Source organism: Dellaglioa sp. CoH-56-MRSF-12, from assembly GCF_056782075.1.
The window spans coordinates 1-248 of record NZ_JBXAYD010000145.1 but is presented as its reverse complement, the minus strand read 5'-3'; the positions used below and the strand labels follow the sequence as shown (position 1 = coordinate 248).

The window sequence follows — 248 nt, the reverse complement described above, 5'->3', positions numbered from 1 at the left end:
ATCTACGCGTCCACCGCCAGGTCCCGGCGGCGGAACGCGATGAGGCCGACCACCCACAGGACGACCGCGACCCCCGCCAGGATCGCCAGCGGGACCCCGTCGAACGCCACTCCCGGCAGCCGGGGCGTCGCCGTCAGCGGTGTGTGGTCGACCAGCCAGGACGGCAGGCCGAACAGCGTTCCGGCGAAGCTGAGGATCGCCATCGCGCTCAGATAGCTCCAGGACAGCACTCCGGCGAGCCGCGGAAC

Annotated in this window: 1 protein-coding gene; it reads right to left on the bottom strand. The window is 71.8% G+C overall.

The window, feature by feature from the left end:
- Positions 1-2: 2 nt before the first annotated feature.
- A partial coding sequence (locus AC1RPY_RS08100; RefSeq protein WP_481763170.1) for a hypothetical protein occupies positions 3-248 on the bottom strand: 246 nt, incomplete at its 5' end.